This window comes from Ravibacter arvi (assembly GCF_039540405.1).
Lineage (GTDB): Bacteria > Bacteroidota > Bacteroidia > Cytophagales > Spirosomataceae > Ravibacter > Ravibacter arvi.
In genome coordinates this window covers 229,608-250,482 of sequence record NZ_BAABEY010000018.1, presented here as the reverse complement: position 1 = coordinate 250,482, position 20,875 = coordinate 229,608, and the positions used below count along the sequence as shown (strand labels likewise).

The following is a 20,875-nucleotide window of genomic DNA, read 5'->3' as shown; positions in this document are numbered from 1 at the left end:
TTTATCCTGAACCCATGAAAGTCTCCTATCAGTCCGGTCCGTTTTGCTCACCGGGCCTTTTCCTGTTTTGCATCAGGTTTTCAATACTCCTTGTGCTTGCGCAACTGCAGTGGTCATGCCGGTCTGAAACCTACCTGGTCCAGGACGGAACGAGCAACTACAGGATTTTTATAGCGGAAGACGCGCCGGAACCGGAAAAGCAGGCGGCACACGAGCTGCAGCAGCATTTACTGAAGGTAAGCGGCGCCCTGCTCCCTGTCACGCACGAGCCCCACCCGCAAACTATTTACGTCGGGTTCCGGGGCGCACCTGCTTCGCTGACAGCCGGCCTTTCGCCCGAATCATTTCCCAACGAACGCTATGTACTTCGCTCCGACGGCACCTCGCTGCTGATCGCCGGAGGCGGAAGCCGCGGCACGATGTACGGAGTTATCGGTTATCTCGCCGATCACATCGGCTGCCGTTGGTACACAAGAGACGTTCATAAAATCCCGAACCTGACCACCATCGCGCTGAACGAGTTCGACGAGCAGCAGCAACCCGCTTTCGAATACCGGGAAGCCTGGTACCAGGAGGCGTACGACACCCGCTGGGCCTTATTCAATCGACTCAATCCGAGCATTGTACCCATACCCGACTCATTGGGCGGAAGCTATATTACCTACCCGTTTGCACATACGTTTTATAGCCTGGTTCCACCCGAAAAACATTTCTCAAGCCACTCGGAGTATTTCGCAATGGTGAACGGGAAACGGCAACGCGAGCACGCACAACTCTGTCTCACCAACCGGGCGATGCGGAAAGAAGCCGTTCAGACCGTCTTCGGCTGGATCAAAGAACGTCCGGAAGTAAATGTTTTTTCCGTCGATCAGAATGACGGCTACGGTTTTTGCGAATGCCCTGACTGCAAAGCGATAGACGAAAGAGAAGGCGGTCCGAGCGGGTCACTCATAGACTTCGTCAACTACGTGTCGGATACGGTCGGCAAAGTTTATCCCGACCTGAAAATTCAGACCTTTGCCTACGCCTATACCGAAGCGCCCCCCAAACACCTGAAACCCAACCCCAATGTCACCATCCGTTTGTGCAGGTACGGGTATTGTTCCGCACACGGGATAGACCAATGTGAGCACAGCAAACCTTTCAGGGAGCGTTATGAGGCCTGGAAAAAAATCGCGCGCCGGATTTCTGTCTGGGATTACTTCACCGATTTTGCCCAGTACCTGATGCCCTACCCTAACTTTGCATCGGTTACGCGCAATGTGAAATGGTATGCGGAAAAGGGTGCAGTAGGGCTTTTCGCCCAGGGAAACAACGTTCCGAAAAATGGAGGCGGCGAATTTTCCGCACTGCGTTCCTGGGTATTCGCGCAATTGATGTGGAACCCCAATCAAAACGGCGACGCCCTGATCCGGGAGTTTGTTACCAACGTTTACGGAGACGCCGCTCCCTATGTTCAGCGCTATATCGATATGATGCACGCCGATGTACAGGCAGACAGCGCACATTTCAGTATCTGGGCACAGCCGATAGAGCTGAACTACCTGAGGCCGGAGATGATTAACAAGGCCGACAGTCTTTTCAGGCTGGCGCTTAATGCCGCCTCCGGAGACAGCGCGTTGCAGGAGAGAATAAAGCTGGCTGCACTGCCCATTGACTACACGCAACTTTATTTTTACGCAATTGGCGGAAATGCCTACCTGAAACCCGAGCGGATGCCGGCGGTCCTTGCCAGGTTTGAAAGCGTCATCAAAAAACATGGTATCAGTGCTATGGGCGACATCCCCGAAACCTACGGCAACATCGGGGCATTTCTTCAGCGGGTCAGGACAACACCGGCTTTTGTAAGCGACTGGCAGGTAACCGGGCCTTTTGACAACACCGATAAAAAGGGCCTGGCCCGTGTCTTCGCCCCTGAAACCTCGGCTATGTCTGCTGAACAGCTTTTCAAAGACAAGACCGGCTCTTCTGTAAAGTGGCAGCCCTACAGCGGGCAAACCTCGGCTTACGTTGATTTTACGAAGCTGTTCAGTAACCCTGATTTCTCGGTTGCCTATGCCTACCACAATTACCGCTCTTCCGAGTCGCGAAAAGCCACATTCGGTGTCGGCAGCAATGACGGCGTCAGGGTTTGGATAAACGGCCGGCTCATGCTGGACCGCCCGGTTTCACGCAAAGCGGAGCCCAACCAGGACGTTTTCACCGTGACTTTAAACGGGGGCGACAACCATATCCTCGTAAAAGTGGACCAGCTTGAAAGAGGCTGGGGCTTTTATTTCGGCGAAATGAAGTAAAAAATTGTATTGTCCTGCACCTGTTCATAGTGGGTCATGGTGCCTTCCGGCAGCGGTGCTTTAACGCCGCGGCCCAGTATTTTATCGCACTGGATCATCCTGATTTCGTCCCACAACCCTTCTTCCAGGAACGATGCCAGCACCCCGCCCCCGCCCTCGACAAGTATGGAAGCAACACCCAGGTGATAAAATTTGCCCAGCACATCGGCAAGGCTCCTGGTGCCGTCTGCGCAGGAAAGATAAAAAACCGGGAATCCTGTTTCGGGGCGTTCAGCGTAACGGTTGAATACGCCTTCAGGGAGTGACTCACGCCCCCGGTTCACAAAAAAAGTCGGTTGCGAGCCGTCAAACACAAAACAGCCCGGTCGGGCCGTCGTCAGGTTTGTGTCCAGCACAATCCGTACCGGGTTCACCCCGGCCCAATGACGCAGGTTCAGCCTGGGGTTGTCTGTCTGCACGGTTTGCCGGCCTACCAGGATGGCATCTTCTTCCGCGCGCCATTTATGAACGATCACATCTACCGACGGATTACTGATTTTCGTCCTTTCCCCGGGCAGGGCCAGATAGCCATCCCGGGTTTGCGCCCATTTCAGAATAACATAGGGGCGCGCTCTTTCGATGCCGGAAAAGAACCGGCGGTTCAGTAAAGCTCCCTCTTCCGCCCTTACGCCCGACACCACTTCGATCCCGGCGTCGCGAAGCCGGGCCATTCCGCGTCCGCTTACCAGCGGGTTCGGATCTTCATTTGCCACTACCACGGCGCCCACACGCTTCGAAATAAGTAAATCTGCACAGGGAGGCGTTTTCCCGTAGTGGCTGCAGGGTTCGAGCGTCACATAAGCCGTGGCCCCGGCAAGCTCTTCCGAATACCCCCTCGCCATCGCATTCCGGACGGCCTCCACTTCAGCATGGGCTTTGCCGTAATTGCGGTGCCAGCCTTCACCTATTATCCGGTTATTGGCTACTATGACGCACCCCACCATGGGATTGGGACTCACCGTTCCCCTCCCCAAACCGGCGAGCTGGAGGGCCCGTTGCATATATTGTTCCTGTACTTCCAATTGAAACTGGGAGATCGGTCCCCCTTTTTGGTTTCTTGACACTAATCTAATGCCAACCTAAGTATTTTTTTTTAACTTTCCAGTTCACAAAAGAAGTAACCGATGACATCTGCCCGGCAACTGTTTGATTACCTTACAACTCGCATTACCAATTACCCGTTGAAGGAAAAGCAGGCCATCGTGCACATGCTGTTGAATCACTTTTTAAGAATCAGCAACGTGGATGTCCTCGTCGACCGGCCGATCGCGGCAGACAACCTGCAACCCGACTGGGAAGACGTAATCGAGCGGCTTAACCGGAACGAGCCGGTTCAGCACATCATCGGGTCCGAAGAATTTTGCGGTTTGAAATTTACCGTTTCGCCGTCGGTTCTGATTCCGCGGCCGGAAACCGAAGAGCTGGTGAGGTTAATCACCAGGGACTACGCGGAAGCCGAAGAGAAAGTCACTATTCTCGACATAGGAACGGGCAGCGGCTGTATTGCCATTGTACTTTCCCGCTTCCTGCCGAACGCAGAAGTCCACGGGTGGGACGTTTCGGAAAATGCCTTGAAAGTAGCACAGGAAAATGCCTTCAGGCTGATGGCCAATGTTACTTTCGACAAGAAAGACATTCTTGATCCGGGCACGAATGATGCCGTTCCGGCCGGATACTTCGATTGCATCGTAAGCAACCCGCCCTATGTGACTTATTCGGAGGCAGAGCATATGAACCCCAACGTTTTGCGCTTCGAACCGCACGAAGCCCTGTTCGTGGAAGATCAGAGCCCGCTACTCTTTTACCTGGCCATTGCCTTATTCGGGAAAAAGACGCTGAAGCCGGGGGGGCGGTGCTATGTGGAAATCAATGAACATTTCGGCCCCGAAACCACCGAAGTTTTTGTGAAGCACGGGTACGGGCAGGTCTCCCTTCTGAAGGATATTCACGGGAAAAACAGGTTTGTTCGCGCCAGTATCAGTTAGACTGACGAAGATTTAAAAATCCCGTCAGATTTTTTCAGTCAATCCAAGTTTCATGTACCAACAAAAAATAAAGGAAGTTTTAGCGGAAATCGGTAAAGTGGTGGTCGGACAGGAGAGTTTGATCAACCGGATCCTGATCGGGCTTTTCACAGGCGGTCATATCCTGCTGGAGGGCGTGCCTGGTCTCGCTAAGACACTATCTATCAACACCATATCCCAGGTTCTTCAGCTGGATTTCCGGCGGATACAATTTACTTCCGACCTGTTGCCGTCAGATTTGATCGGTACCATGATCTACAAACCCAAGGTCGGCGACTACGAGGTAAAGAAAGGGCCTATTTTTGCCAACATTATCCTGGCTGACGAAGTAAACCGCTCTCCCGCCAAAGTACAATCGGCGCTTCTGGAGGCGATGCAGGAAAAGCAGGTAACTATCGGCGATACTACTTATAAGCTCGACAAACCCTTCCTGGTACTGGCCACCCAGAACCCCGTAGAACAGGAAGGTACCTACCCGCTTCCGGAGGCCCAGCTCGACCGCTTTATGATGAAGGTTCACCTCGACTACCTTAACCGGGCCGAAGAACTGGAGGTGATGCGCCGCATGGCCGACCTCAATTTCAAATACGTGCCGCAGCCGTTATTATCCAAAGAGGACATCTTCAAGATCCGGGAGGAAGTCAACAAAGTAAATATTTCCGAAACGCTCGAGCGCTATATCATTGAGCTGGTTTTCGCCACAAGGCGCCCCATGGAATACAACTTCAAAGAAGAGGCGCGCTACATCCAGTTCGGGGTGTCGCCGCGGGCGACCATTCACCTGAACCTGGCCGCCAAAGCCCTGGCCTATATGGAAGGCAGGAACTACGTGCTGCCGGAAGACATAAAAGAAGTAGTTCCCGATATTATGAATCACCGGATTTTACTCAATTACGAAGCCGAGGCCGACGATATCAGGACTTCCCACATTATCGATTCCATCCTGAGTAAAATTGCGATCGGCTGATCGTAAACAACACCCGGTTGTATTTTTAAAAAAATTGTAAATTTGCAAAGCAATCGCAACGTATAAGCGGGTGACCTGAGCAAAAAAACTACAGCATAAGGTAAAAAAAATTGATATGCTTTCATTTATCACCTGGAATGTCTCCCCGGAAATTTTTACGATTCCCCAAATCGGGGGCATAGGCCCGATTCCCGTGCGTTGGTACGGTCTCCTCTTCGCACTCGGTTTTGTCATCGGTCAGCGGATCATGATGCATATTTTCAGGGAAGAGGGAAAGCCCATGGCCGATATTGATACGCTCACACTTTACATGTTGTTTTCTACCGTAATCGGGGCGAGGATAGGGCATTTCCTCTTCTATGAACCATCGGTGCTGATTAAAAATCCCTTAGAAATCATCACGCCGCCGTTTGCAGGGCTTGCCAGCCATGGTGCCGCCATCGGCATTCTGGTGGGACTCTGGCTTTATTCCCGAAGCCGGGTAAAATCGGGGCAGAACTTTTTTTGGGTAGCAGACCGTATAGCGATTACAGTTGCTTTGGGCGGGGTATTTATCCGGCTGGGCAACCTGATGAACTCCGAAATTTTCGGCAAGGAAACGTCCATGCCCTGGGGCTTCATTTTCGTTCAAAACAACGAATTTTCGCACGTTCCGCGGCACCCGACCGGAATTTACGAGGCACTCGCCTATCTCATTCTTTTCTTCGTGATGTGCTGGATATGGAACAGATTCAAGGCCAAAACTCCGTCGGGCCTGCTGGTCGGACTGTTCATGGTCTGGGTGTTTACGGCCCGGTTTATTATTGAATTTTTTAAAGAAAATCAAGTCGCATTCGAAGACAATCTCGCGCTGAATATGGGCCAGTACCTGAGCCTTCCCGCTATTGCTCTGGGAGTTTGGTTTATTTCAAGATCTCTCAGACAACAAAAGTATATTTCTTAACGTATAAGTAATAACCCTCCCCCGGATGAGGGGGGTGCGTATTAAAAGGTGAGCCTGAAAAATTGATCACACTAAAACTAAGCTTCAGAAATGACAGACGCCAAAAACAAAAACAATTGGAACGAGGAGTGGGTAAAAATTCATTTTGACGACGTAGAAAATCCACCTCACTACGAGGTATCAAACTTCGGAAGACTAAAAAGTTTTCAAACCGATCCTAAAAACGGCGCCGTAATCAAAGGTTCCGTCATACAGGGCTATCGTTCCCTGAACATTCGCGCAGGTGGTGGAAAAACCATCAACCATTACGTTCATAAACTGGTGGCAGATAACTTTGTTCCCCGCAAAAGCCTGGAGCACAAGTTCGTAATCCACCTTGACTATGAAAAGCAGAACAACCACTTCGAGAACCTCAAGTGGGTTACCAAGGATGAAATGACGGAACACAACCGCAGCAATCCTATGGTGCTGAACCGGACGATTCCGAAAAGGACAAGCAACTACAAGCTTACCGAATCCAAGGTAAAAATGATAAAAAAGTTGCTTAAGAATGACAAAAACAGGTTGAGGATGATCGCGAAGCAATTTGGAATCACGCACACCCAATTGAACCGTATCAGGTCGGGAGAAAACTGGAAGCACGTTACGATAGACGACTGATCTGCCGGCGACGTCGGCGAGCCGGTCAGGAGCCCGGTGCAGAGGAAGTTTTCTGAATGGTGTAACCTCCTTCCACGGCATCGAAGTCTACTTCCGTGCCCAGTACGTATAACAAATGCCTCTTGTCTATAAAAACTTTGATCGCGTTTACCTGGTACACACGATCATGTTCCCCCATTGTATCAAAACCAAGGACAAAAGTGCCGCTGCAGCTGCCGCCCCTGATTCCGACCCGCACCCCGTAGCTATCGGGAATCTTGTTGGACGATAGCGTATCCAATATTTCCTCCCGGGCCCGGTCTGTAATAGATACCGGCTGATCAACTATGTCCATATTCGTAAGAATCGCGATATTTGTGTTTTTTAACACGTAAAGATGGAATTAAATTCATTGCTGACCGTAATTCTCTGTGTACTGATTGTTACCACCGGCACTTATATGAGCATCTCGGCGCTCACGAAAAGCTTCACCGATAAAAAGGCCTGGGAACAGAGGCTGGCGCACCACCAGATGATCACGCCGCTTCGGTTGCAGGCCTATGAACGGATGTGCCTTTTCCTGGAGAGGGTTTCCCCGAACAACCTGATTATCAGAGTTTCAGGCTCTGCCACTACCGCAGCAGAACTGCACCAGCTGCTGCTTCGCGACATCCGCGAAGAGTTCAACCATAACCTGGCGCAGCAGATTTATATCGGAACCGACACGTGGGAAATTATCAGGAATGCCAAAGAAGAAGTGGTGACGATCGTCAATCTTTCCGCACGCGAGATCCCGCAGGAAGCCCCTGCAAATGACCTGGCGCGCCAGATTATGAAACGCGTCATAGAAGAAGAACGCCTTGCCGTTTTAACAGCGCTTGATCTTCTCAAAAAGGAGGCGCAAACGTTGTTCTGACGGCACTACCCCCATTTACAAAAAATATGCTTTACCCGCCTAATATAGAACAAAAATTAGGATTTGACCGGATCAAGGAAGTACTCCGTGAACACTGTATCAGCTCCCTGGGACGGGAGTTCGTCGATAAAATAAGATTCTCCGAAAGCTACGCGCTGATCGACAAGCTGGTCAGGCAGACAGAAGAGATGAAGCGAATTCTAGAGCAGGGCACCGGCTTCCCTTCCCAGAATTACATTGACATCGCGCCCTACCTCGAAAAAGCCAGGATAGAGGGCATGCTTCTTTCCGCCGAGGTTTTCTTCGACATCAAACTCTGCCTGTCTACCATTCAGCTTTGCCTGGATACCCTGCGCGCTGAATCATCCGACGACTTCCCGCTATTGAAAGAGTTCGCGCAAAACATTACAATTGACGCAAAAGTAATACGCGAAATCGACCGGGTCATAGATGAACGCGGGCACGTCCGCGATCATGCATCGCCGGAGCTGGCCCGGATCAGGAAACGGCTGCTGGCGGAACAGGCTACGGTCAGATCACGGCTGGATTCAATTTTCAGGACGGCCAAAGCCAACGGCTGGGTGAGTGACGACGTTTCACTCACCATACGCAACGGGCGCATGGTCATCCCCGTCGCGGCAGAATACAAAAGGAAAATGAAGGGGTTTGTCCACGACGCGTCATCGACCGGACAGACCGTTTTTATTGAACCTGCTGAAATTTTTGAATCAAACAACGAAATCCGTGAGCTGGAATACGAAGAACGGCGGGAAATCAACCGGATTCTGGTAGTGCTCACCGACGTGGTACGCCCACATGTGGACGATCTTCTGCGAGCCTGCCGTTTCCTGGGTCTAATGGATTTTCTGCGTGCCAAAGCCCGTTTTGCCCAATCCATAGACGCCATCAACCCGAAGTTCGAAGACGCCCAGCTTATGGACTGGCGCTCGGCCCGGCACCCCATTCTTACCCTTTCATTCCAGAAACAGGGAAAAAAAGTAACGCCGCTCCAGATCTCATTGTCCCGGGAAAACCGGATCCTCATTATTTCCGGTCCGAATGCCGGCGGTAAATCGGTAGCCCTGAAGACCGTCGGACTGGTGCAGTACATGTACCAATGCGGGCTCCTGGTCCCGCTGATGGAAGGCTCCAGCATCGGGTTGTTTAAAAATATACTGATCGACATCGGCGATGAACAATCGCTTGAAAACGACCTTAGTACCTATAGCTCGCACCTCACCAATATGAAGGTGTTCCTGACGCGGGCCAACAAGCATACGCTGTTCCTCATCGACGAATTTGGTACCGGTACCGAACCCGGTTTAGGCGGGGCCATCGCCGAATCCATCCTGGAAGAATTGACCGGAACCGGGGCATTCGGCGTCATTAATACGCATTATACCAACCTGAAGCTTTTTGCCAATAAAACCCCGGGGCTCATCAACGGCGCCATGCGCTTCGACGGACAAAACATGCAGCCATTGTACGAGCTGGAAATGGGAAAACCGGGCAGCTCGTTTGCCTTCGAAATCGCATCCAAGATAGGGCTGCCCAGGTCCGTGGTAGAAAAAGCCAAACAAAAGCTGGGCAGGCAACAGGTAAACTTCGAAAAGCTGATCAAAGAGCTCGATATTGAAAAATCGGTTTTTTCAGAAAAGAACCTGGAACTGGGTATAAAAGAACGAAAGCTCGCACAGCAGCTTGCCGAATATACGGCACTAAAAACCTCGCTCGATAACGATCAGAAAAAAATCCGGAACCAGGCCAAGCAGGAAGCACAGGCACTGGTCGCGTCGGCCAACCAGATGATTGAAAAAACGATCCGGGAAATAAAGGAGAAAAAGGCCGAAAAAACCAGTACCAAAGCGATCAGGGCAGAACTTGAAAAATTCTCGGCCAAACAGCTCAAAACGGAACAGGTTATAGAACAGCCCGACCCGAAAGTGGTGATAGAGCTGGAAGCCGGAGCCATTACCGAAGGCAGTTATGTACGCCTGAAAGACCAGAGCGCCATGGGGCAGGTGCTTTCCCTGAAGGGCAAAGAAGCCGAGGTACGCATCGGGGCGCTCAAGTCGACGATTAAACTGAATCGCCTGGAGAAAATTTCCGCAAAGGCTTACAAGGCGGCAACCAATGAAGCGTTGACTGAAAACAACCGCCAGACCATGAACCTGAACGAGAAAATGATGCAATTCAGCTTCAACCTCGACATCAGGGGCATGCGCGGAGAAGAAGCCATGGTGCAGCTGGATCAATTCATGAACAATGCACTTATGCTCGGTTATAACGAACTGCGCGTGGTGCACGGAAAAGGCGACGGTATTCTCCGGACGCTGGTGCGCAACCACCTGAAAGGCTATAAAGAAGTATCCCGGATGACAGACGAGCATGCAGACCGCGGCGGTGCCGGCGTAACCATTGTAGCGCTGAGCTGACCCACCGGACAAAACCGCCCGATAGCGCCGGTCCCTATTCGCCCCAGGCCGTGATCACTACCGACCTGCGGCCACCGTCATCCCGGTGCTCACAAAGATAAATCCCCTGCCAGGTTCCGAGCGCCAGGCGGCCGTTCCGGATCGGGATCAGCACCGACGCACCCAGCAAAGAAGACTTGAGGTGAGCCGGCATGTCGTCAGCACCTTCGTAGTCGTGCAGGTAATCCGGATCGTTTTCGGGCACAGCTTTGTTAAAAAACGTTTCGAAGTCTTTCCGTACCGTAGGATCGGCGTTTTCGTTAATAGTTAGTGACGCCGACGTGTGTTGAATAAATACCTGGCACATTCCTGCTTTCCAGGACATGATCCCGGGTATCCTTTCAATTACCAGGGGAGTAATGAGGTGAAATCCCCGCCGCAGGGCCGGAATATCCAGTTGAGATTGTACAAACATGGCCAACGCCGGGTTTTCGAAGTGCTGCTCCGGCAAAAATATTAAAAACCTGGAGAAACACCCCGCCGGCTTCATATTTGTCTATTTTTGAATATTTTTCCCACACATCCAGACGGCCTGGCCCACTAACGGATGAGCAAACCGACCAGGTTTGTAATGAAAAACGAGAATCTATATGCATGTCAGTATTGAAAAGATAATTGAGGCAGTTGCCGAGCGTATACCGTCGGTTATATTTGGGTTTCTGATACTTTTTGTCGGTATCTACCTGATCCGGCTGATCAACAAAATTCTGCACAACCGGTTTGAAAAGCGGGATGTCGACCCCTCGCTACGCGAATTTGTAGCCAGCGTGCTGCGGTTTATTCTTTACACCATGCTGGTTATTTCAGTGGCCAGCACCATGGGGTTTAAGACTACTTCGTTTTTGGCCGTATTGAGCGCAGCCAGCCTGGCCATCGGTCTTTCTTTACAGGGAAGCCTCTCCAACTTCGCCGGGGGCGTGCTTATTTTACTGTTCAAGCCTTTCCGGGTCGGCGACAGCATTCAGACGGCGGCCGGCGCCAACGGTGTTGTCGAAAAAATAGACATCCTGTACACCACCCTGCGGACTGCCGACGGAGTGGCAGTTTTCTCACCGAATGGCACACTGGCCAACTCCATTATCACCAATTTTTCCGACATACAATCCAGGAGAATAGAATACAAAATTGCGATCTCAAGCAAGGAAGACGTCAAGCGCGTTCGGAATCTTATACTGAACCTTCTTAACCGCGACTCCAGGGTACTGGAAACACCTGCGCCGCAGGTGCTTCTCAGCGAACTCACACCCGGAGCGGTGAACCTGCTGGTGCAATACTGGACTGCCAAAGCCGATTATTCCATGGCGTTTTACGAAAACCAGGAGGCTATCCGCGACGATCTGAATGCAAACAACGTGATGGCTCCTCCTCCTCAAAATGAAATCCATATTGTTACGCCTGGTGAAAAAAGCAGCTAACAACCGCACAGGCGGGAATAATGCGTCATGCAGGTGTCTCTAAGTAATTTTTAATTTTTTACGAAGAACATTGAACACGATTGATTATTATTGTGTTATAGCCGTTATATGTAACTACAATTAATTTAACCAAACTGTATGAAAAGAGTATTAGTATTAGCCGGAATGAGCACGTTTCTATTTGCCGCCTGCGTAAGCAACCCGGATGGAAACAAAGCAGAGACTACAGAAGCAGTTGAAACCGCCACCGCGTCGGAAGGTGCTGATTTGACCGTTAGCCCTACCACTTCAAGCGTAACGTGGACCGGCAAAAAAGTTACAGGAGAACACACCGGTGACGTGCAGATCAAAGACGGTAGCATTAAAGTAAAAGACGGTAAAATCGTCGGCGGAAAGATCGTCCTTGACCTTAACACGATCAATGTCAAAGACCTCGAAGGCGAGTACAAAGGAAAATTGGAAACGCACCTGAAAAGTGGCGATTTCTTCGACGTAGCCACTCATCCTGAGGCTGTATTGGAAATCACTGACGTGAAAGACGGCGCTACTCCGGGTACTGCAGTTGTTTCTGCAAACCTGACCATTCGCGGAATCACGAAAAATATTACTTTCGATGCCAACGTTGCCGAAGCAAGCGACAGCGCGGTGAAAGCTAACGCCGATTTCAACATCGAGCGCGAAGACTGGAATGTTTCATTTGCGGGCAAACCGGATGATTTGATCAGCAAGCAAATCAACTTCAAAATAAACCTTGAGGCTGCGGCTATCTAAGCAGAGCAGTTTCGAAAGAAAAGCCGGTATCAATGTGGTACCGGTTTTTTTTGCGCCGTTAAACCGTCGGATCGCTGGCGCTACCTGCTTTATGATCAGCTTCATCCTGCAATTGCCGCGCCGTTTTACGACTGCCGTCATGGCTCCATCCGGGCGGACCGAATATGTAACCGGCAGCTGCTTTCAGCGTGGGCGCCCTGGCCACGTCCCGGGCTATCTCCCGCCATTCATGAAACGCAATCACCAGCGGGTTATAGCTTTCCAGGTTGGTGGTCAGTCCGTAGTTCGGCCGCTCCTCCTCGCTCTTAAACGTGCCGAACATGCGGTCCCAGATAATGAGGATCCCACCATGATTTTTATCCAGGTATTTGACGTCAGAACCGTGATGTACCCGGTGGTGGGAAGGCGTATTAAAGATAAACTCGAACCATGCCGGCATCCTCCGGATCACCTCCGTATGGATCCAGTACTGGTACAAAAGACTGACGGACTGCATCAGGACGACATCGAGCGGGTGAAAACCCACCAGCGGCATCCAAAGGTAAAACAGGAAACTGCCCGTAAAATTCCCCGTCCAGGTTTGCCGCAGCGCCGTACCGAGGTTGTAAAAAACCGACGAATGATGCACCACGTGCGAAGCCCAGAAATACCGGACTTTATGACTGGAGCGATGAAACCAATAGTAGCTGAAATCGTCGGCAAAGAAAATCGACACCCAGTAAATCCAGGAAGACCGGTCAGGCTCAAACAACCGGAACTGGTAGGCACCCACCAACGCGGCCAGCACGATTGCCTTTGAGAAAAAGCCGGTAATAACATTCCCGATTCCCATGGTAAGGCTCCCGGCAGTGTCTTTCGCACCGTAGTGGTCATGGTGCCCGCCTATCTTTCGGTAATACAGCACTTCCATCGTCAGCGAAAGGATAAACACCGGTATGGCATAGATCACGATATCTTTCATGGGGTGAGAGGTATGAGGTGAGAGGTATGAGGTATGAGGTATGAGGTTTGAGGTGTGAGGGGCGAGGGGTGAGGTATTGGGCTCACGGCTTATGGCTCACGGCTCACACCTGTTTAACTTTACCTCCCTTTGCTATAACAAAAATAAGATAAACCACGAATTTGATCATCATTCCGGCTAAAAACCGGAAATTAGTATTTCAATACCGAATTGTTACACAGCTTACGCAATGACCGGAAATCTTTCCTCCAACCGATACGAATCGCTTACTCCCAAACAACTGGGGTTTCTCTTCCCTGCCGAATGGCACAAGCACCGCGCGACCTGGCTCACTTTCCCGCACTCCGAAGCCTCCTGGCAAGGTGAGAAGCTTGACAGGATGCGGCCGCAATACCTTCAGTTTATCAAGGCGATCAGTCAGGGGGAACAGGTCGGCATTCTTACAAATGACATTTCCCTGCGGGAATATATACGTGAAGAGCTGGACCGGATCGGCGTTGACCTCTCCCGGATTGAATTCGTAATAAAACCAACCAACGACGCCTGGTGCCGCGACCATGGCCCTGCTTTCCTGATCAATCCGGCTACCGGCAAAAAAATGATTGTGGATTGGGAATACAATGCCTGGGGCGGGAAGTACCCTCCCTTTGACCAGGACAACCAGACTCCGCAGGCAATTGCACAATACCTGGATTTGCTGTCTGTAAAGCCGGGCATCGTGATGGAAGGCGGTGCAGTTGAGTTCAATGGCGCGGGAAGCCTGCTCACCAGCCGGTCATGCCTGCTGAACCAGAACCGGAACCCGCATCTCAGCCAGGAAGAAATTGAGCTCTACCTTATGAATTTCTACGGTGTGGACCAGGTACTATGGGTAGAAGCCGGCATTGCGGGCGACGATACCGACGGACATATCGACGATACTACCCGCTTTGTAAATGAAGATACCGTTGTCGCCTGCATTGAAGAAGAACCCGGTGACGATAACTACGAAGTGCTGCAAACCAACCTGAAACAACTCCGCGATATGCGGCTGCTGAACGGGAAGCAGCTCAATATCATCGAGCTTCCTATGCCCGCCGCAATTGATATTGACGGCTTCAGAGCACCCGGTTCCTATGCCAATTTCCTGATTTGCAACGCGGGAGTGATTGTACCGGTTTTCAACAACCCCAATGACGACCGCGCAATCGGTATCCTCGAACAGGCGTTCCCCGATCGAAAAGTAATACCACTTCCGGCAGACGAAATCATATGGGGCCAGGGCAGCTTTCATTGCCTTTCGCAGCAGGAGCCGGAAATTTAACTGCTGTTCCGGCCATTTGTAAGGCAGGAAATCCACTGCTGTATAAAAACGCACTTCAACGGTCGGATTGATTAGTTTTGCCATACCTGAAAGGTAAGCACCTAACCCAATCATGCCATGAAAGCTGCAATCTATCAATCGTATGGCCCGCCTGAGGTTGTACATGTAGAAGAAATTGAAACTCCGAAAATAAAACCACACGAATTCCTTGTCAAAGTCCACGTAGCTACGGTAAACCGTACCGATTGCGGGTTCAGGAGCGCAGAATACGTCGTCAGCCGCCTTTTCAGCGGTCTCTTAAAACCCCGGATACCGGTTCTGGGCAACGAATTCTCTGGCGAGATAGTAGAAACCGGCGCTTTAGTCCGCGCTTACCGCGTCGGGGACCGCGTGTTCGGATACAACGATACCTCTTTCGGAGCGCACGCGGAATACCTCGTCGCAAGGGAAACCGACGCCCTTGATCTCGTCCCTGACAACCTGTCGTACATGGAAGCGGCGCCACTCACCGAAGGCGCTCATTACGCGTTGTGCAACATCAGGGCCGCCGGGGTAAAACCGGGACAAACCGTGATGGTTTACGGGGCAACGGGTGCAATCGGTTCCGCGGCTGTGCAGTTGCTCAGGCATTTGAATACGCAGGTCACGGCGGTTTGTCATCCTGATCGTATCTCGCTGGTCAGGTCGCTTGGTGCGGAAGAGGTAAGAGACTACCTGTCGGGCAACTTCACTGATACGGAAAAGCGGTATGATTTTATTTTTGATGCCGTGGGCAAAAGCTCTTTCGGCGAATGCAGGAAAATTCTGAAGCCTACAGGGCGCTATATCTCCACCGAGCCCGGTAAAAACGGCGAGAATATTTTCCTCGCCATTGCACATAAATTTTCTTCGGGAAAGCGCGTATTGTTCCCCATACCCCAGGTAAAAAAAGAGGACATCGCCTGGCTGGGAGAGCTGGCCGGAAAGGGTATTTTTAAACCCCTGGTAGACCGTACGTACCCGCTCAGCGAAATAGTTGAAGCCTACCGTTACGTAGAAACCGGCCAGAAGACAGGCAATGTGCTGCTCTTGCCGGGAAAGTAGCTGCCCGTTGGGTTGTGAACGTTAATACAACTGGTTGAACAACCACCTGAACGTACCATGCGATTGCGCCCTGAAAGTAATTTCAGGGCCGAACACCAGCAATTTCCCTTTACCCACATTGGCTTCGAAAGCAGCCACGCCGTTTTCCAGGTACGCCTGTCCCCACGCCCACCCGCTACGCAGCGGAGCCGTTTCGTACCATGCCAGGGGCCTCACCTGCCCGCCTGCCAAAGCGTCGGTCGAAATGGCAAAAACCGGGCTTTTCTCAAAATAAACGTCGGCGGAGGCACCGAAGCCCGCATTGGCCGACAGGGAGGTGTCGACGCGAACTTTCAGAATGCTCCCGGGAATATAAAATTTTTCAGCCGGCAGCTCCCGCCGGCCGCCTTCGGGGGTAACTTCGGTCAGCATATTCTGGACGGGCACTCCCAGGTGATAGGCGAGATTGGCGCCGGTGCCTAGCGCTACTACCCGCCCTCCGGCTCCAAGAAACTCCCTGATGCCGGGAATCGACTGCTTCTCTCCTACCGCGCCAAGTCTGAAGCGATCTTCCTCCGGAACATCTTCTTCCTTAATACGCTGCGAAATGGTTGCTCCGACCGGCGGGATTGAACGGGACGGCAGAATGAGCACATCATAACGTTCAATCAGCTTGCCGGCATCTATTTCTTTGGGATAGACCACGTTAAAGTCAAACCGGAATTGTTCGAGAAGCCAGCGAATCCACCCCGACGGCATAGATCCGCCATAAATATCGAGAAGGCCCAACCGCAGCGGCTGCTTCAGCTCCTGCAGCTCATACCCGTTCCTGCCCAGCACTTTACGCTCCGGCGACACGCCCCATACCTGCCGGATACTATCAATAGCGGCACGGCTCGCCCGTGACTCCGGGATATAAAAAGAACCGACTGCATCTCCCGCAGGACCATTTTTAACCCGGTACACCGTTATGCCCCGCTTGATCAATGAATTGACTGCCAGGAAACTGTCGTTGACCGAGGCGGGCAAAAAGTATCCGCCTTTCGCGGGGGCGGCTACTGCGCCTGCCTTTTGTACCTCTCCGTAAGGGATGCGCTCAAAAGGTCCCTCGAAATCGTCTGTAAGCCGGTCAAACCTCACCCCCATTTGGAAAGCGAGCGTCCAGCCGGCAGCGTCATAAGGCGCAACCGGCGGGCCGCCGGGGAAGGCGAAATCATTCGGGTAGTTCTGCGGTTCGAACATATCCAATACATGCGGGCGAAATGCCTGGTTCGTCTTCACGATGAAGGAACCGGCAGGAAAGTTCTTTCCTCCGGCCTGGAAATCAGCAGTGGCCTTTTCTACGCGAATACCACTTCTGATCAACGTATTGACAAACTTCACTGCGGTAGGGAAATCGGCCTGTGCCGAAGGGATGATAAAACCTCGCGGGTCCCTTTCGGCCTTTTTTCGCATGACCGAATCATACAGGGCATCCGGAACCGGGGCTCTGTAAGCTAGTGTTCCTCCTTTCGGCAGCGTCTTTACATGTGCATCCTTTACTTCACTGATACGCCTGGGATAAGGTGTCCAGAAATCGGCGCTGCCCCGTTGAATGGAGTTTTTGCCCATCCTGTAAATATTCATAAGCAGCTCGTCACGGTGCCGCGCTGCAAAATCGAGTACGGCATAATTCAGAGAAACGGAATAGTCTATACTCTGCCTGAAATGCCACTTTTGCGGCCCGACCGGATTCGGCGTATTGTTGTCGGGAAGAAGGCGATCCGGTACGAGGGCTATGTTTTCGGGCGTAGGCCCTCCGGCCAGCTCCGTCAAAAGGCCGATCATGTTATGGAAGTAGGTACTCGTCCTGAGGCCACCATTGTACCAGGTCGAGAAAACCGATCCGCCCAGGCGCGTAAAACCGGGCTTGTTTTCCGCATTCAAACGGTTGTACATAGCCGCTCCAACAGCATCGATCCCGGTAATAACCATCGGATCAAACAGGTAATTGAAAGGATCCCGGTACGGCGGACCGGCCAGAACGGTGCCGGCGGGCCCGCGCTGGTGGTGGTTATACATAATCTGCGGGATCCAGTCGACAAATAACTGACGGCCTATGTTTTGCGACTCTTTGAGGTTGAACATATAGAAGTCCCGGTTATTGTCGTGACCGGCGTATTTCTGGTACAGCACCGGCAAATGCAAAAGCGATCTTTTCCGGGGATCTGCGTGACGCATGTACCAATTGGTGACCAGCTCGTGCCCGTCAGGATTCGCGTGTACAAAGAGCGTCACGACCTGGTCCAATATGCGTTGCGTTTCCTTGTCTTTCCTGCTTACCAGCTGCCATAGGGTTTCAATCAGCTGATGCGATCCGACCGTTTCGGTAGCATGAAGTCCGCCGTCGATCCATACCACGGCTTTCCCCTCGTTTGAAAGCTGTTCGGCCAACTCGTCGGTCAGGTCTTCAGCCCTGGCCATGCGGACTGAAATCTCGCGCAGGCGCTCCAGGTTCTTATGATTTTCCGGAGACGTCACAATCAGCATCGGCTGGTCGCGGCCTTCCTCGGTTTTGCCGATGTTAACCAGCTTCACCCGGTCTGAAACGGCCGCCAGCTTCCTGAAGTAAGCTTCCGTCTGCGCATAGGTGGCCAATTGATAGTCGTCGCCGATTTCAAAACCAAAATGTTCTCCGGGCGACGGGAGCGCCTGCCCGAAAAGGGCCGGAATTCCGGCAAAAAAATATAAAATCAGAACAGGAAATCGTCTTTTCATCGAAACGGGGTTAATTCGGAGTACCTACCGGCAGCGCCGCAAAGCTACAGGTTCAGCCCGATTTAAGTATTTTTTCAATGGCTTACAAATCGGTCCCGTCAAAAAAGGGACCCGGATATCGCCAGATCACCACCAACTGCCAATTTGGCTATTTTCGGTTATGGCATGCATTTTTACCTGGAGTAAGCAGCCTGCCGGGAACTTTTTTAAGGGTTTCTCGGATTAGAAGGTAGATGGGTATCATCATTCATGTTTCATTATATTGAATTAAAAATCATGGGAAAAGCAATAGAAGTAAACGACAGTAATTTCAGTGAGCTGGTAAGCGGCGACAAGCCCGTATTGGTGGATTTTTGGGCAGAATGGTGCGGACCATGTAAAATGATCGGACCTGTTGTGGAACAATTGGCTCACGAATATGAGGGGAAAGCTGTAGTTGCGAAAATGGATGTGGACATGAACGCCCAGATTCCTGCCCAGTTCGGCATCAGGAGTATTCCGACCCTCATGATTTTCAAGAACGGAGAATTAGTAGACAAAGTAGTGGGCGCAGTACCCAAAGCTGTCCTGGAAGACAAGCTGAATGCACACGTGTAGCTCACTGGCATATAATTAAAAAGGCCGGGCGCATCAATGATGCGCCCGGCCTTTTTAATTATATGCCAGCTGTGAGGTTTGAGGGATGAGGTTTGAGGTGCGATCCCGGTGGCGGCTTACGCCTCACAGCTCACCCCTCCTAAATTATATCCAGCGTGCTCCCGTCTTTTACTTCGCCGTGCTCGCACCTGAGTACGCGCGCCGGGTAGTTTTTGAGGAAGTCATAGTTATGCGTTGCCATCAGTACGGCGGTACCGCTCCTGTTGATCGTCTTAAAAACGTGCATGATCTGCTCCCCTACTGCCGGATCCAGGTTTCCCGTCGGCTCGTCACACATCAGGATCTTGGGTTCATTGAGCATGGCACGGGCAATTACCACGCGTTGCTGCTCGCCGCCCGACAACTGGTGCGGCATCTTTTTATGCACGATTCCCAGACCAACCAGCTTGAGCACCTCCGTAATCCGGTCGGCTATCGCGAAGGGATCCCGCCAGCCTGTAGCCTTCAGAACAAAAGCGAGATTTTCTTCGACGGTTCTGTCTGTCAACAATTGAAAATCCTGGAAAACAATACCGATCTTCCGTCTCAGGAACGGGATATCGTCATGTTTGATTTTGTGCAGTTCATAGCCGGATACTACCGCAGAGCCTGTTTCAAGCCATAAATCGGCATACAGCGTTTTTAACAGTGAACTTTTCCCGCTCCCGGTACGACCGATCAGGAAGACCCATTCCCCCGGGAAAACCTTAAAGTTCACGTCATTCAAAACGGGTTTGTCGCCCTGGTAGATATCCGCGCCCTCCACAACTACAACAGGATCTTGTAACATATTCATAGGAACCGCTAAATCTTTGTGTCGTTATAAAGGCGTCAGCTGCTTACCCGTTTACTTTCTTATAATCGGCGAGGAATTTCTCGAGTCCCGAGTCGGTAAGCGGATGCTTCAGCAGCGCCAGGATAGCGCTCAAAGGACCTGTCATAACGTCAGCCCCGATCTCGGCGCATTGGAGGATATGAATAGGATTCCGGATCGATGCGGCCAGCACCTGGGTATCAAAATCGTAGTTCCGGTAAATGGCGACAATTTGTTCGATCAGATCCACACCGTTGAAAGAAATATCATCCAGCCTTCCGATAAAAGGAGAAACGTAAGTGGCGCCCGCCTTGGCAGCCAGCAACGCCTGGCCCGCAGAAAAAATCAGGGTACAGTTGGTCCGGATTCCCTTGTTCGAGAAATAGCGCAGCGCTTTTACCCCGTCCTTAATCATCGGCACTTTCACCACAATGTGCTCATCTATCTCAGCCAACTCTTCCCCCTCTTTGATAATACCCTCGTAATCAGTTGAAATCACCTCAGCACTCACATCGCCGCCTACAATTTCACAAATGGTTTTGTAGTGAGCCAATATATTGTTTTTCCCGGCAATACCTTCCTTGGCCATTAACGACGGATTGGTAGTAACCCCATCCAAAACGCCCAAAGCCTGCGCTTCCCTGATTTCGTTGAGGTTGGCGGTGTCAATAAAAAATTTCATGGATTCTGAAATGAATTGGTTGTAGAAGAAAAAATATCCTTAAGGATCTCCAGACAAAAGTAGAGAAAGTAACGTCCTGAAACAAAAAAAGGCAAATCAAGAATCTCACCGCTACAACTACCTACCCTTGCTTCGGTCAGGACCTGGGGGATTCAGTAGGAGCTGGTAGTTCTGATTT

At 51.4% G+C, this 20,875-nt stretch carries 19 protein-coding genes; 12 read left to right on the top strand and 7 right to left on the bottom strand.

Annotated elements, in window-relative coordinates:
• The first annotated feature begins 14 nt into the window (after window positions 1–14).
• The gene (locus ABD852_RS09555) at window positions 15–2,294 is read left to right on the top strand and encodes a DUF4838 domain-containing protein (protein ID WP_345028173.1); all 2,280 of its coding nucleotides are present in this window, start codon (window positions 15–17) and stop codon (window positions 2,292–2,294) included.
• Here ABD852_RS09555 and ribD read toward each other — a convergent pair.
• On the bottom strand, window positions 2,273–3,397 hold the full coding sequence (gene ribD, locus ABD852_RS09550) for a bifunctional diaminohydroxyphosphoribosylaminopyrimidine deaminase/5-amino-6-(5-phosphoribosylamino)uracil reductase RibD (RefSeq protein WP_345028170.1): 1,125 nt from the start codon (window positions 3,395–3,397) through the stop codon (window positions 2,273–2,275). The two genes, ABD852_RS09555 and ribD, sit on opposite strands and share 22 nt — an antisense overlap.
• 60 nt (window positions 3,398–3,457) lie before the next feature.
• Here ribD and prmC point away from each other — a divergent pair, with 60 nt between their 5' ends.
• The 4 genes from prmC (at window position 3,458) to ABD852_RS09530 (ending at window position 6,927) form a co-directional block, all read left to right on the top strand.
• Window positions 3,458–4,318 carry a peptide chain release factor N(5)-glutamine methyltransferase gene (gene prmC, locus ABD852_RS09545; protein ID WP_345028168.1) on the top strand — a complete coding sequence of 287 codons (861 nt, stop codon included), beginning with the start codon at window positions 3,458–3,460 and terminating at the stop codon, window positions 4,316–4,318.
• Window positions 4,319–4,370: 52 nt separating this feature from the next.
• Window positions 4,371–5,324, top strand: a complete 954-nt coding sequence (locus ABD852_RS09540) for an AAA family ATPase (RefSeq protein ID WP_345028166.1) — start codon at window positions 4,371–4,373, stop codon at window positions 5,322–5,324.
• A 115-nt stretch (window positions 5,325–5,439) separates the two neighbouring features.
• On the top strand, window positions 5,440–6,267 hold the full coding sequence (lgt, locus tag ABD852_RS09535; RefSeq protein WP_345028165.1) for a prolipoprotein diacylglyceryl transferase: 828 nt from the start codon (window positions 5,440–5,442) through the stop codon (window positions 6,265–6,267).
• 90 nt (window positions 6,268–6,357) lie between these two features.
• On the top strand, window positions 6,358–6,927 hold the full coding sequence (locus ABD852_RS09530) for an NUMOD4 domain-containing protein (protein ID WP_345028164.1): 570 nt from the start codon (window positions 6,358–6,360) through the stop codon (window positions 6,925–6,927).
• Window positions 6,928–6,952: 25 nt separating this feature from the next.
• On the opposite strand, the gene ABD852_RS09525 is transcribed toward ABD852_RS09530, so the two are convergent.
• Complete coding sequence (locus ABD852_RS09525) at window positions 6,953–7,297, bottom strand: HesB/IscA family protein (RefSeq protein WP_345028163.1); 345 nt, start codon at window positions 7,295–7,297, stop codon at window positions 6,953–6,955.
• A gap of 6 nt (window positions 7,298–7,303) precedes the next feature.
• Between ABD852_RS09525 and ABD852_RS09520 the strand changes: the two genes are divergently transcribed.
• Window positions 7,304–7,822, top strand: coding sequence for a DUF7935 family protein (locus ABD852_RS09520; protein ID WP_345028162.1), 519 nt, complete (start codon window positions 7,304–7,306; stop codon window positions 7,820–7,822).
• Window positions 7,823–7,848: 26 nt separating this feature from the next.
• Window positions 7,849–10,257 carry an endonuclease MutS2 gene (locus ABD852_RS09515; RefSeq protein ID WP_345028160.1) on the top strand — a complete coding sequence of 803 codons (2,409 nt, stop codon included), beginning with the start codon at window positions 7,849–7,851 and terminating at the stop codon, window positions 10,255–10,257.
• Window positions 10,258–10,291: 34 nt separating this feature from the next.
• Here ABD852_RS09515 and ABD852_RS09510 read toward each other — a convergent pair whose 3' ends face one another.
• A complete protein-coding gene (locus ABD852_RS09510; protein WP_345028159.1) occupies window positions 10,292–10,711 on the bottom strand; it encodes a secondary thiamine-phosphate synthase enzyme YjbQ in 420 nt (139 codons plus the stop codon).
• Window positions 10,712–10,886: 175 nt separating this feature from the next.
• Between ABD852_RS09510 and ABD852_RS09505 the strand changes: the two genes are divergently transcribed.
• Both ABD852_RS09505 and ABD852_RS09500 read left to right on the top strand, forming a co-directional pair.
• Window positions 10,887–11,711 carry a mechanosensitive ion channel family protein gene (locus ABD852_RS09505; protein WP_345028158.1) on the top strand — a complete coding sequence of 275 codons (825 nt, stop codon included), beginning with the start codon at window positions 10,887–10,889 and terminating at the stop codon, window positions 11,709–11,711.
• A 138-nt stretch (window positions 11,712–11,849) separates the two neighbouring features.
• Window positions 11,850–12,482: a YceI family protein gene (locus tag ABD852_RS09500; RefSeq protein WP_345028157.1), complete on the top strand. Its 633-nt coding sequence runs from the start codon at window positions 11,850–11,852 to the stop codon at window positions 12,480–12,482.
• A gap of 58 nt (window positions 12,483–12,540) precedes the next feature.
• On the opposite strand, the gene ABD852_RS09495 is transcribed toward ABD852_RS09500, so the two are convergent.
• Entirely contained in the window at window positions 12,541–13,443 is a 903-nt protein-coding gene (locus tag ABD852_RS09495) for a sterol desaturase family protein (protein WP_345028156.1), read from the bottom strand.
• A gap of 229 nt (window positions 13,444–13,672) precedes the next feature.
• Between ABD852_RS09495 and ABD852_RS09490 the strand changes: the two genes are divergently transcribed.
• Together ABD852_RS09490 and ABD852_RS09485 are read left to right on the top strand one after the other, a co-directional pair.
• A complete protein-coding gene (locus ABD852_RS09490; protein ID WP_345028155.1) occupies window positions 13,673–14,746 on the top strand; it encodes an agmatine deiminase family protein in 1,074 nt (357 codons plus the stop codon).
• Between the two features lie 117 nt (window positions 14,747–14,863).
• A complete protein-coding gene (locus ABD852_RS09485; protein ID WP_345028153.1) occupies window positions 14,864–15,829 on the top strand; it encodes an NAD(P)-dependent alcohol dehydrogenase in 966 nt (321 codons plus the stop codon).
• Window positions 15,830–15,850: 21 nt separating this feature from the next.
• Here the strand turns inward: ABD852_RS09485 and ABD852_RS09480 are convergent, their stop codons facing one another.
• Complete coding sequence (locus tag ABD852_RS09480) at window positions 15,851–18,565, bottom strand: M14 family metallopeptidase (RefSeq protein ID WP_345028152.1); 2,715 nt, start codon at window positions 18,563–18,565, stop codon at window positions 15,851–15,853.
• A gap of 276 nt (window positions 18,566–18,841) precedes the next feature.
• Between ABD852_RS09480 and trxA the strand changes: the two genes are divergently transcribed.
• Entirely contained in the window at window positions 18,842–19,162 is a 321-nt protein-coding gene (gene trxA, locus ABD852_RS09475; RefSeq protein WP_345028151.1) for a thioredoxin, read from the top strand.
• A gap of 139 nt (window positions 19,163–19,301) precedes the next feature.
• Here trxA and ABD852_RS09470 read toward each other — a convergent pair whose 3' ends face one another.
• Entirely contained in the window at window positions 19,302–19,997 is a 696-nt protein-coding gene (locus ABD852_RS09470) for a cell division ATP-binding protein FtsE (protein WP_345028150.1), read from the bottom strand.
• 43 nt (window positions 19,998–20,040) lie between these two features.
• Window positions 20,041–20,697: a fructose-6-phosphate aldolase gene (gene fsa / locus ABD852_RS09465; RefSeq protein ID WP_345028148.1), complete on the bottom strand. Its 657-nt coding sequence runs from the start codon at window positions 20,695–20,697 to the stop codon at window positions 20,041–20,043.
• Between the last annotated feature and the right edge of the window lie 178 nt (window positions 20,698–20,875).

Bases quoted from the DNA above. Each gene is read 5' to 3' on its own strand.
- ABD852_RS09540 (WP_345028166.1), top strand. From the start codon at position 4,371: ATGTACCAACAAAAAATAAAGGAAGTTTTAGCGGAAATCGGTAAAGTG.
- ABD852_RS09485 (WP_345028153.1), top strand. From the start codon at position 14,864: ATGAAAGCTGCAATCTATCAATCGTATGGCCCGCCTGAGGTTGTACAT.
- prmC (WP_345028168.1), top strand. From the start codon at position 3,458: ATGACATCTGCCCGGCAACTGTTTGATTACCTTACAACTCGCATTACC.
- ABD852_RS09490 (WP_345028155.1), top strand. From the start codon at position 13,673: ATGACCGGAAATCTTTCCTCCAACCGATACGAATCGCTTACTCCCAAA.
- ABD852_RS09520 (WP_345028162.1), top strand. From the start codon at position 7,304: ATGGAATTAAATTCATTGCTGACCGTAATTCTCTGTGTACTGATTGTT.
- ABD852_RS09510 (WP_345028159.1), bottom strand. From the start codon at position 10,711: ATGTTTGTACAATCTCAACTGGATATTCCGGCCCTGCGGCGGGGATTT.
- ABD852_RS09495 (WP_345028156.1), bottom strand. From the start codon at position 13,443: ATGAAAGATATCGTGATCTATGCCATACCGGTGTTTATCCTTTCGCTG.
- lgt (WP_345028165.1), top strand. From the start codon at position 5,440: ATGCTTTCATTTATCACCTGGAATGTCTCCCCGGAAATTTTTACGATT.
- ABD852_RS09470 (WP_345028150.1), bottom strand. From the start codon at position 19,997: ATGAATATGTTACAAGATCCTGTTGTAGTTGTGGAGGGCGCGGATATC.
- ABD852_RS09530 (WP_345028164.1), top strand. From the start codon at position 6,358: ATGACAGACGCCAAAAACAAAAACAATTGGAACGAGGAGTGGGTAAAA.
- ABD852_RS09480 (WP_345028152.1), bottom strand. From the start codon at position 18,565: ATGAAAAGACGATTTCCTGTTCTGATTTTATATTTTTTTGCCGGAATT.
- fsa (WP_345028148.1), bottom strand. From the start codon at position 20,697: ATGAAATTTTTTATTGACACCGCCAACCTCAACGAAATCAGGGAAGCG.
- ABD852_RS09515 (WP_345028160.1), top strand. From the start codon at position 7,849: ATGCTTTACCCGCCTAATATAGAACAAAAATTAGGATTTGACCGGATC.
- ABD852_RS09555 (WP_345028173.1), top strand. From the start codon at position 15: ATGAAAGTCTCCTATCAGTCCGGTCCGTTTTGCTCACCGGGCCTTTTC.
- trxA (WP_345028151.1), top strand. From the start codon at position 18,842: ATGGGAAAAGCAATAGAAGTAAACGACAGTAATTTCAGTGAGCTGGTA.
- ABD852_RS09500 (WP_345028157.1), top strand. From the start codon at position 11,850: ATGAAAAGAGTATTAGTATTAGCCGGAATGAGCACGTTTCTATTTGCC.
- ABD852_RS09505 (WP_345028158.1), top strand. From the start codon at position 10,887: ATGCATGTCAGTATTGAAAAGATAATTGAGGCAGTTGCCGAGCGTATA.